Genomic DNA, 11,388 nt, shown 5'->3' on the forward strand with positions numbered 1-11,388 from the left:
CAACCGATGGGGTTGGTCGCAGGGCGGCTTTGCCGACCGAGAAGTAAAAACAAAGGAGTCTAAAATGAGAAAATTTAACGTTGCCGTCGTGGGCGCGACGGGCGCAGTCGGAGAGGAGCTTTTCCGCGTTATGGAGGAGGTTGATTTCCCAGTGGGCGAGCTACTACCGCTAGCAAGCGCGAAAAGCGCGGGCACCCAAATAGAGTTTAAAGGCAAAAACCACAAAGTCGTGGAGCTTACCGAGACCGTTTTTGACGAGCACGAGATCGACATAGCGTTTTTTAGCGCGGGCGGATCGGTATCAGAAAAATACGCCAAATTTGCAGCCGCCAGCGGCGCCGTCGTCATCGACAACACCAGCCACTTTAGGATGGACGCGGACGTGCCTCTAGTCGTGCCTGAGTGCAACCCGCAGGACATCGCGCAGTGGAAAACCCGCGGCATCATCGCCAACCCGAACTGCTCGACCATCCAAATGGTGCAAATTTTAAAACCGCTGGATGACGCATACGGCATCAACCGCGTGGACGTCTCGACCTATCAGGCGGCTTCGGGTGCCGGCAAAGAGGGCATGGAGGAGCTAGTCACGCAGCTGCAAAAGTTTTTCGAGTTTAAGCTTGACGAGTGCGAGCCAAAAGTGTTCGCGCACCAGCTAGCGTTTAACGTCATCCCGCACATCGACGTATTTTTGGACAACGACTACACGAAAGAGGAGATGAAAATGGTCAACGAGACCCAAAAAATCCTCCACAAAAATATGGAAGTGAGCGCGACCTGCGTGCGCGTGCCGGTGCTTCGCAGCCATTCAGAGGCTATCACGATTCATTTTGATAGAGACGTAGACGCCGCAGCCGCTCGCGAAATCTTGCGCAAAGCGCCTAGCATCGTGGTCGTGGACGAGCCAGCCGCGAAAAAATACCCGATGCCAAGCATCTCAAGCGACACCAACGAAACCTACGTCGGACGCATCCGCACGGATAACTACCGCAAAAACGTCCTTCATCTGTGGTGCAGCGCCGACCAGATCCGCGTGGGAGCGGCGACCAATGCCGTAAGAATCGCGCAAAAATGGATAGAGATGCAGGAGTAGTCCGCATTTTGTTTAAATTTGCCGAATTTGCGCTTTGGTTTGACGGGCACACCTTGCCGCGCTTTGGCGTAGATTCGGCTAAATTTTGTCTAAATTACGTTTATCTTATTTGAGGCATAAATTTAGTGCAGGTTTTGCGCGTGGGTTAGTATCAAAGCCTTGCAAAGCTTGGATTTTCTGGCTAAATTTTGATTATTTTAGAAAATAAAATCGTGTTTTTTGTCGTATTAAATTTTCTCATTTGCGCCGATGTAAATTTTTAATTTGACCCGCACACAATCTTTTGTAAATTCCACATATACATTTACCTGCATCTTTACGATAAACAGCCACAAAGAGGTCTTAAATTGCTATGCCATCTTGAAGCATAATTTGCTTAAAAATTTTAGAAAGTAAATTTGCTTTACCCATATAGTTTAAATTTGTGAAATAAAGCTAAAAATATATAAAATGCTATCAAAAAAAGGGTACTTGGATCATGAAATATACAAGCATTATAACTCCTAGCGATTTAGCACGATATGCAGATATGCGTGAAAGCCAAGGAATAATTCCGGAGCTTATTTATTTACTTATCAAGCAATCTGTATCCGATATAAGCGAATGTCGCATACCTTACGGCGATGCCGTAAATCAACCAGGTATGGACGGCGTTGTAGATTGCGAGACCGGATTTTTGGAATTTGTTCCTTCGGGGAAATCCTATTGGGAAATAGGTACCGGAAAAGATCCTCAAGAAAAAGCAAGTAGTGACTTTCAAAAAAGAACCGATGAATTGAGCGATGAAGAACGGGCAGACTCTACTTTCGTCTTCGTTACTCCGCGTTCGGCCGAAGCAAATGGTTGGGATGAACCAAAACAGAGAGCTTGGATCAAAAGGCGGCAAAATACAGGATGGAAACGAATTATAATAATAGATGGAGTAAAGCTAGCGGATTGGCTTAGAGAATTTCCAGCTACTAGTAGGTGGATAGCTGCTAAAATAGGAATTTTGCCAAATTCAAGCGGCGTTATAACGCCGCTTGAGCACCGGAATTTAACTCAATCTAAAATTAAAAATTCCAACTTGATCCAGTCGCAATTTAATGGGCTGACTCTTCCGCCCGAGCTTTTTATCTCTTCTCGCGATAAAGCGTGTAGCGCGCTTGAAACCATCTTTTCTTGCGAAGCTAAAAAACTTTTTATTATTGCTGAGAGCGAAAACGATGTAGATGATTTTGTGGCGGCTTACCTTATGACGCTTGAGAAAGAAAAGGCGAAAAAAATATGCAGATAGGTGTCTTTTTATAAAAGATAAAGATACATGGCAAGCGATATCCGAGTTACGACGATCGCATGTATTGGTTGCTAGCCCTAGGCTAGGCTTGGATGATGAACAACAAAATTTACTTGCGTTAGCCATAGAAAAAGGGCATGGAGTGATCGTGCCGTTTTGCGATGCCTCATCAAACGGCAATGACGATGTTATAGGCCTAAAAGTCCTCCATCATATCAGATCAAAGAGATACTGACGAAAGCGCAGTTCCCAGATGCTCTTGCAGAGGAATTTGCTAAAATAGGAAACAGGAGGCTGTCTGCACTTATGAGGTATCTCGTAGGAGCCGCTGCGCCGTCGTATGCGAAACGAAATACTGTTCGCGAATTGGCAAAAGCCTGTTTAATAGGTCGATGGGATGAAGAAAATAAAGCTGACATTCAAACCATAGAAGAATTTGTCGGCAAAAGCTATAAAGAATGGATAGAAAAATTTAGAGCTGACGCACTGCGTCCAGACTCTCCACTTACTTTGATAGAAGGAAAATGGAAGGTTGTTTCGAGAGATGAAACTTGGAACATTCTTGGGGGAATGCTTTCAAATGATGATCTAGCTCGCTTTAGAAATATGGCGATTTTGGTTCTAAGAGAAAGAGATCCGGCGCTTGATTTGCTGAAAGAAGAACGATGTGCCGCTAGTATTTATGGAAAACAATTAAACTATTCGCAAAATATTAGAAAAGGAATTTCTCAAAACGCTTGCTTTGATGGGTAGTCGCCCCAAAGCGCTTAGTAACTGCTCTTGCAATGAAGCTTTAAACACTGTAAATTTTATTGTGCGCACATTGCTTGATGGGGCGGATTGGGAGCGATGGGCGAGCATAGATTACTACTTACCGCTTTTGGCAGAAGCCGCACCCAGCGAATTTCTTGATGCCGTAGAGTCGGCATTAGTTGATATTTCGAATTCTCCTTTTCATAAAATATTTGAACAAGAAGGAAGCGGGATCGAAGGTCGTAATTATATGTGCGGCCTGTTATGGGCTCTTGAAGAGCTGGCATGGTCTCCTGATTATTTATCAAGAGTAGCGGTTGTCTTGGCAGATCTTGCCTCTATTGATCCCGGCGGATCTTGGGCAAATCGTCCTATAAGATCGCTTGTGAATATATTTTTACCTTGGCATGTGCAAACTGCCGCAAAATTTGATAAAAGAAAAGCGGCGATCAAGGCCGTGATAAAAAATCAACCTAAAATCGGATGGTCCCTGCTGCTAGAGTTGCTTCCGAGAGAATGCCAAACCACAATCGGAAGTTGCCGCCCTATTTGGAGAGATTTTATCCCGCTGGATTGGAAGGATGGCGTATTTCAATATGAATATTTGGAGCAAACTACCGCGCTGTCCGAACTTGTGATTGATTTGGTAAAAGAAGACGTGGATAAATTTATCGAGCTTATAGAAAGGCTTTCAAATTTACCCAAAAATGCATACGATTTTATTCTTGATTATTGCTTGTCAGATAGCATAATAAATTTGCCCGAAGAAAAGCGCGATTTAGTTTGGGAAAAACTTGATGAGATTGTGCGTCGCCATAGAAAATTTTCTGATACTAACTGGGCATTGCCCGAAGAAGAACTTTGCAAAATCGAAAACTTAGCCGATAGTCTTGCGCCATCTTCGCCGGAAATAAAATATCGTTATTTATTTAATGGCGTAGTTTTTGAGTTATTGGACGAAGATGATAGCCATGATAAACAAATAGAAAGGCTCGCTAAAAAACGCAATTCCGCTATAAAAGAAATTTTGGACAGCGGAGGTTTGATGAGCTGCATAAATTTTGCCAAAAAAGTAGCTTCGCCGTTTGATGTAGGTCGAGCTTTGGGCGAAATAGAATATTATTTGATTGAAAATGAACTATTGCCAACATTTCTTGATTCAAATGATGAAGTTGAAAAGCAGGTTTTAAGCGGATACGCACGGACTAAATTTTATAAAATCGGCATCGATTGGGTTGATATGATCATGCAAAAAGATTGGTCTTTAGAGCAACGCGCTAAATTTCTGTTGCTTTTACCTTTCAATGAAGAGGTATGGGAAACGGTTTCTAAGTATTTAGGAGAAAACAGCGAGGGTCTGTACTGGAAAAATATTAGAGTTAATCCTTATGAATCAGGCAGCAATCTAAATAAAGCAACCGAAAAATTGCTTACGTATGGGCGCAAAGGCGCGGCCGTTATCTGCGCTGCTCACAAGGCAAATAAAGCCGAAATTAATGAAGCCTTAGCGGTTCATTCGCTTATGTCTGTTCTTAATAGCGAAAGCGGCATGCAAGAACTCATTAGTTATAGCTACGCTACTTATAGTGTAGTTGAGCTAATTAAGCGTCTTCAAAAATCAAAAACCATAGATCAAGACGTGCTACTTAAAATCGAATTTAAGTTCTTTCCTTGGCTAAAAAGATTTTCTAGAGAAAAATCTCCTACCACAATCGAGAAAAAACTCGCTTCCGATCCGCAATTCTTTGCCGATATGATTGCTCTCGCCTTTCGATCCGAGTATGATAAAAGCGACAATACTAAAGAAATAGATGAAAATAAACGCTATCTAGCCCAAAATACCTACGATATTTTATATAAATGGAAACTTTGTCCGGGAGTTAAGGAAGATGGAAAATTTGACGAAAATGCATTTAAAGAGTGGATCAAGGAAGCCAAAAGAATCACCGAAGAGACGGGGCATATAAGAGTTGCTAGGCACTATATCGGACAAATTTCAACCTACGCGCCTGCTGATCCGGGTGGGCTTTGGATGCATAAAGCCGTGGCCGATATTTTAGATGAGCGGGATGCTGACAAAATACGCTCCGAATTTACACTCGCGCTTTTTAATCAGCGCGGAACACATACTTTTACTTACGGGCGGGAAGAGCGAGGGCTTACTAAGCAGAATCAAGAAAAAGCCGAAGACCTTGATGCGGAGGGTTTTACTAGATTTGCAGCAGCTATGCGAGAATTTGCCGAACAATACACAAAAGAAGCGCGAGCGGAAGAAAAAAGAGATGTTTATGACGAATACGATTAGGTTTTCGCTTTTTTAACTACGACTATTTTTGCTAGTTCTTGAGTCCCATCTTTAAGGAAAATATTATAAAATAAGCTTTTTATTTTTAAACAAAGGAATGTAATGCGTAGAGCTTTTGAAAAAATCCTGCTCTTTAGCAACAACTTCACGCTCCTGCCCGTGGTCTTTGGCTTGCTCGGCGCGATCGTGCTTTTCGTCATCGCCAGCTACGACGTGGGTAAGGTTTTCATCGACGTCTATCACTACTTTTTCGGCGATTTTCACCCCGAGAACTTCCACTCAGACGTCGTCGTCGAGATCGTGGGCGCGATCGACCTTTATCTCATGGCGCTGGTGCTTTACATCTTTAGCTTCGGCATTTACGAGCTGTTTATCTCCGAGATAGAGGAGCTCAAGCAGTCCAAACAGAGCAAGGTCCTCGAGGTCCACTCGCTCGACGAGCTCAAGGACAAACTGGGCAAAGTCATCATCATGGTTCTTATCGTTAACTTTTTCCAGCGCATTTTGTGCGCAAATTTCACCACGCCGCTTGAGATGACCTATCTTGCGGCCTCGATTTTGGCGCTTTGCTTGGGACTTTATTTCCTGCACAAAGGCACGCACTGAGGCTTTTTGCGAGCCTAGCTTCGGGCTCGCTTTTTGAAATTTCGCTCCAAATTTTGCCACTCCGCCGTATGTGAATAACTTTTAAATTTCGCCTTTAGCATTAAGTTTTATTTCAAAATTTCCTCAAATTTAAAGCTATATAAATTTAAGTTCTTTTTTAGTAGCAAATGCCGATTTTAAGGGCTTTGGGGATTAAATTTAAGATTACAAAATTAACCAAAATAATATAAATTATTTCACTTTTCACTCCGTGAAAAAAACGTGAAAAGTTACGTTTAATTTCAGTCCTTTTTGAGTAAATTTGATGCAGTCAAATTTGATCGGCACGACCCGCATCTTTACGGCATAAACCAAAACTGATTTGAATTTTCGGGTTGTAAATCGGGAGTTAAATTTGACGCTTAAAGATAGGTATAAATTTAAAAACGGCGCAGACTCGTCGCATGCGCCGTCAAGGGGTAAATTTAATCAAAACCGGCGAACATAGAGCCGCCAATAATCAGTCAAATAGCGAATTTACACTTTCGTTATGATACACGCGTCTGATCACTTCGCCGAAAATCGGAGCAACGCTGAGAACTTTTATCTTCTCGTTTTCTTCGCGAAGCGGTATCGTGTCTGTCACCACTAGCTCGTCTAGCGCGCTATCAGCGAGGTTTTCGTAGGCTTTGCCAGAAAGCACCGCATGCGTGCAGCACGCCATCACCGAGGTTGCGCCGCGCTCTTTAAAGACCTTTGCCGCCTTTACTATCGTGCCGCCCGTATCGATCATATCATCGACCAAGATCACGTCCTTGCCCGCCACGTCGCCGATTACGTTCATTACTTCGCTCTCGTTAGCTTTTTCGCGGCGTTTATCGACGATGACGATATCGAGATTTAGGGCTTTTGCGACGCTTCTAGCGCGCGCGACGCCGCCGATATCGGGGCTAGCGATGATAGGATTTTTGAGATTTTTATTTTTGACGTGGTCGTTAAAGATGATCGAGCCGTAGAGGTTATCGACCGGGATGTCGAAAAAGCCCTGAATTTGGCCCGCATGAAGGTCGATCGTGACGACGCGGTCGATGCCCGCCGTTTGCATCATATTTGCCACGAGTTTTGCCGTGATAGGCACGCGAGGAGCGGCTTTGCGGTCTTGGCGCGCATAGCCGAAATACGGAACCACCGCCGTTATTGAGCTAGCCGAGCTGCGCTTAAGTGCGTCGGTTAGGATCAAAAGTTCCATCAAATTTACGTTTGCCGGCGCGCACGTAGGCTGGACGATGAAAATATCCTTGCCGCGTACGCTCTCGCCGATCTGCACGCTGATCTCGCCGTCGCTAAAGCGCTTGATCGTGGCTTCGCTGAGCGGAAGCGATAAATAATGCGAAATTTTCTTTGAAAACGCCGGATTTGCGGTACCCGAAAAGATTTTGTAACCTCTCATAACGATTAACCTTTATAAAATTTTTATCTAATTTTACCGAACTAAAACTTAAATTCGTAGATTTTTGCAGACGAATTTTTTCTTTCGTCGGCTTGCGTTTCGGTTTTTAACGCGCTAGTTCGGGCTATCCGCGAACTATTATTTTAAAAAAATCGCGACGCCGACCGCCTCGAGGAGACTATTTTTTAGGCAAATTTTACCTCTACTTTTAAAATATCGCGAATTTATCTCGCGTCAAATTTGCCCTTAGAAACGGCAATCTTGAAAACGTGAAAATTTAAGCCTCGCTAGAGTTTGGCGTCAAATTTGACCGAGCCAAATTTAGCATTTTTGCGGTGCGGGTCTGGCCGCGTCAAATTTGCCCAAAAAACCTTTGCCGCAAGCAAGACGAACAAGCAAGAACGCGGATAAAATAAACAACCGCAACCGCGCAAATTTAGTCCGCCACGCCCATCATCACGCTTGAGTATTCGCCCTGTTTGACGTCCGTTTTTTCGGGCTTTTTAACGACCATCCTATCCTCTGCCAGTCCCGCCTGCGCTAGGGCCGCTTTGATAGCCTGGGCTCTTGCGTTAGCGAGATCTAGCAGCTGCTCTTTTTTCACCTCGATGCCTTTTAGCGCAGCCTCCCGCAGCGCCTTTTCGTCGCTACTTTTTTCTTTAGGAGCCAGCGATGCGAGCGCTCCTGAGTAGTCCTTGCCCGTTTGCGCCATCGTTTGACTGATTTTTTCGTTTAGTTTCGCATTTTTTAGCGCCGTTACGTCCACGTCCGAGTAAGCAGGCGTGATGCTTAGCTTCATCTTGGGTTTTGCCGTCGTTAGCTTGATAAAGTCGGCTATCTTGACCTGCTCGGATACGATTAACTCGGCATTTGCGGGCATAAAGTCGATAGTGTTTAGATCCTGGCTACTTAGGCCTAGCGCACTGCCCAGAAATCTAAACGGAGCTAGTGTGATATCGGCAAATAGCTTCTTAATAGCCTCCCAAACGATGCCGCCGTATTTAAAGTCTGGGTCGTTTAGATCGCCCGTCACCGGCAGATCGATGTTTATCTGATTGTTTTGATCGCTCAGGATCGAGATAGCAAGCGATAGAGGCAATTTTACCGCATCTTTTGACTCGACTTTTTCGCCTAGAGTGAGCGTGTCTAGATTTACGACGTTGCTACCGTTTAGCTTAGAGTCCCTAACATCGTAGTTTAGAGTCAAATTTAGCTTGCCTTTTTCTATCTTATAGCCCAAAAACTGCCCGCTATAAGGCGTCACGTCGACTAGATCGATGTCTTTAAAGCCGAGCTTAACCTCCGTGCTTTTTTTAGGATCGTACGGCAGCAGCTTGAGCCCGATTTTGCTAAAGCCGCTCTTGCCGACTATGCCCTCAAAGGTACCCATCGTCGGGCGAGTGCTGTCGATATCCATCAGCACGCCTTCTAGCTTGGTGATCTTAGTCGCAAACGGCATAAATAGCGACGCGTCGGAGAAGTCTACGTCGCCGTTTTCTACGAGGATGTTCTTGATAGCGAAGTCAAATTCGCCCTCTTTTTTCTGCTGTTTTGCTGCCTCTGCGGCCTTTTCGTTTTTAGAGGCGGATTGTTTCGCGTCTGCATTTTGAGCGCTCTCGCCCTCGCTCTTTTTCACGAGGCGACTTAGGTTAAATTCGCGCTCTTTATTTAGATGCGTCTTTAAAAACGGCGCGCTCAGAGTCACGCGCTCTAAATTTAAGAAATTTTTCGCAAACGAAATTTTAGATAGTTTGAGGTTTTTAAAGGCAAAAACCTTATCGCCGGAGCCGTCCGCAAGCTCGATGTTTGCGATGTTTGCCTTACCGCTTACGGAGGCGTCCGCGGCGTATTTTACGTTTAGCTCGGCATTTAGCTCGCCGCTTTTTAGGCTCGCGTCCAGATAGTTTTTAGCGTAGGCGAAGTAGCGAGGCAAATTTGCGTCGTTTAGCTTTACGTCCGCTTCGATATTTAGAGGTTCAGGCGTGATTTTGCCGTTTAGCGCCAAATTTAGCTTTTGCGAGCTTTTCATGTCGATTTTAGCGGTCACTGGCGCAGCTAAATTTTCGCTGATATTTTGCAAATTTACATTTAGCCCGTCAAATTTGTGCGCTATCTTTTGCCCCTCAAAGACATGGGTTATACCTATGTCGGCGCCCGTAACGGAGACGTTTTTGACGCTAAATTGAAATCCGCTCTTTGCGCTCTGAGCGCTTTTTTGCTCGGCTTTTTTATTTTTGCCGGCATTGCTTTTTTTGGCCGTTTTTTGAGATTTGGCAGGTTTTTTCGCGCTTGATTTTTTGGCGGAGGCTTTTTCGCCGTTTAAGCCAAGCTCGCTAATAGCGCTAAGCTCGCCGTTTTCTTTTATATCGGTTGCAAATTTAGGCTTATTTATACTTACGCTTTCGATGCGAAGCGCAGTTTTGGCTAGATCAAAATCCGCGTCCTTCACGCCGATTTCGGCGATGATAGCGAGCTCTTTGTTTTTTGTTTTTAGCGCGATTTTTTGTGCTTTTACTTCGCCGATAGAGGCGGTGCTAGCGTTATTTTCCAGCGTAAATTTAGGCGCATTTATTATGAGCTTTTCTAGGCTTGCCGCACTGTTTTTACCGACCGGGGCGGAGGCGGTGCTAAGCGTCAAATTTTTTAGGCTAGCTGCGATATTTTGCCCTTTTATTTTAGCATCCAGTTCGCTTGCGTTCGCGTCTTTGAGTTTTATCTCGCCGACGCTTTTTTTGGTCAAGTTTATCCCGCTAACGCCCAGGGCTTTGAGCGCTGCGGAGGCGTTTATATCGCCCTTTTCGTTTATATCAGCCTTAAGCGCGACTCCACTCAAATTTAGACTGTTTAAATTTGCCTGCGCCTCGCCTTTAAAGCTCGTATTTTTAAATTTTATCTCGCTAATATCGGCCGCAAAGCTTCTTTTTTCGCTAACGTCGGCATTTACCTCGATGGCGGGCAGATCAAGCTCCTCTAGGCTCAAATTTTGCCCGTCTAGCTGTGCTTCAAACGACTTTAAATTTAAAGCGGCATTTTTTAAAGCAGCTTTAATAACGCCGCCGTCCGCGCTTAGTTCGTAACTAGTTTTCGCGTTTATGAGCGCGCTGTTTATGCGTAGATCTTGCGTGTCGATGAAGCTAAGAGCGACGGGGCGGACGTTAAAGTCCTTTAGGCTAAGATCGCCGTAAACGCGAAGCGGCGCGAGGTCGATACCGCCTTGCCAGTCCAGCTTTTGAGCTAGCGTGGAGTTTGCATCAAAAACGTGCTTGCCCGCGCTATTTTGCTCGGTATTTATATCCGAGATTTCATAGTTTATGCCCTCAAATTTGGCGTTAAACGGCTGTTTTAAACTCTCGTCCGAGTAGGCAAACGAGCCGCCGATTATCTTTGTGCTGTTTAGAGCGAAATTTATGCTGCTAGTTTCGTTATTTTCGGTGCTAGTAGCGTTTGACTCGCCTAAAAAAGCAGCTAAATTTAGCGTGCCGTTTTTATCTCTAGCGATATTTACGCTAGGGCTTTCAAGGCGCAAGATATCGACTTCTGCTAGCTTTTTAAAGAGCGAAAAAGGCTTAAGCTTGACGTCGATTTGCTTCGCGCTAAAAAGCGGCGCGGTCGTGTTTAGTTCGGGACGCGTGACGTTTAGCTCGAAGGTAAAGGGGTTAAATTTAGTCTCCGCCACGCTAAGGCTCGCGTTCATATCCTTTAGCTTTGCTGGCAGTGTATTTTTTAGCGCGTAAGGAACGCCTAAAAAGCCCGCGAGCGTGTAGATGAGTAGCAAGCCCGCGAGCGAGCCTAGGATAATAAGAGCGATTTTTTTACTTTTTTGCATAAATTTGCCTTGATTTTTTTGGCGGATTTTACAAGGATTTTGATTAAAGGGCGGTTATTTTGGCGGATTTGCGAGTAAAATTTGAATGTAAAATTTGGAGATA

The 11,388-nt window shown here is 44.6% G+C and carries 8 protein-coding genes; 6 read left to right on the top strand and 2 right to left on the bottom strand.

The features are described from left to right. The first annotated feature begins 64 nt into the window (after window positions 1-64). The 6 genes from H7R39_RS03075 to H7R39_RS03085 all read left to right on the top strand — a co-directional run bounded on the left by H7R39_RS03075 (window position 65) and on the right by H7R39_RS03085 (window position 6,030). Complete coding sequence (locus H7R39_RS03075; RefSeq protein ID WP_185897914.1) at window positions 65-1,090, top strand: aspartate-semialdehyde dehydrogenase; 1,026 nt, start codon at window positions 65-67, stop codon at window positions 1,088-1,090. 478 nt (window positions 1,091-1,568) lie between these two features. After that, a complete protein-coding gene (locus tag H7R39_RS11070; RefSeq protein ID WP_221892061.1) occupies window positions 1,569-2,366 on the top strand; it encodes a hypothetical protein in 798 nt (265 codons plus the stop codon). An 88-nt stretch (window positions 2,367-2,454) separates the two neighbouring features. Next, entirely contained in the window at window positions 2,455-2,601 is a 147-nt protein-coding gene (locus H7R39_RS11075) for a hypothetical protein (RefSeq protein ID WP_221892062.1), read from the top strand. Window positions 2,602-2,672: 71 nt separating this feature from the next. Then, window positions 2,673-3,119 carry a hypothetical protein gene (locus H7R39_RS11080; protein WP_221892063.1) on the top strand — a complete coding sequence of 149 codons (447 nt, stop codon included), beginning with the start codon at window positions 2,673-2,675 and terminating at the stop codon, window positions 3,117-3,119. Continuing rightward, window positions 3,109-5,424 (top strand): hypothetical protein, encoded by a 2,316-nt coding sequence (locus H7R39_RS11085; protein WP_221892064.1) that lies wholly within the window; start codon window positions 3,109-3,111, stop codon window positions 5,422-5,424. The genes H7R39_RS11080 and H7R39_RS11085 overlap by 11 nt, the downstream gene beginning before the upstream one ends. 102 nt (window positions 5,425-5,526) lie before the next feature. Further along, window positions 5,527-6,030, top strand: coding sequence for a YqhA family protein (locus H7R39_RS03085; protein WP_185897915.1), 504 nt, complete (start codon window positions 5,527-5,529; stop codon window positions 6,028-6,030). Window positions 6,031-6,529: 499 nt separating this feature from the next. On the opposite strand, the gene H7R39_RS03090 is transcribed toward H7R39_RS03085, so the two are convergent. Both H7R39_RS03090 and H7R39_RS03095 read right to left on the bottom strand, forming a co-directional pair. Beyond that, window positions 6,530-7,459 carry a ribose-phosphate pyrophosphokinase gene (locus H7R39_RS03090; RefSeq protein WP_185897916.1) on the bottom strand — a complete coding sequence of 310 codons (930 nt, stop codon included), beginning with the start codon at window positions 7,457-7,459 and terminating at the stop codon, window positions 6,530-6,532. A 436-nt stretch (window positions 7,460-7,895) separates the two neighbouring features. Next, window positions 7,896-11,285: a DUF748 domain-containing protein gene (locus H7R39_RS03095; protein WP_185897917.1), complete on the bottom strand. Its 3,390-nt coding sequence runs from the start codon at window positions 11,283-11,285 to the stop codon at window positions 7,896-7,898. Window positions 11,286-11,388 lie beyond the last annotated feature (103 nt).

The sequence above is a fragment of the Campylobacter massiliensis genome, assembly GCF_014253065.1.
GTDB classification, from domain to species: Bacteria; Campylobacterota; Campylobacteria; order Campylobacterales; family Campylobacteraceae; genus Campylobacter_A; species Campylobacter_A massiliensis.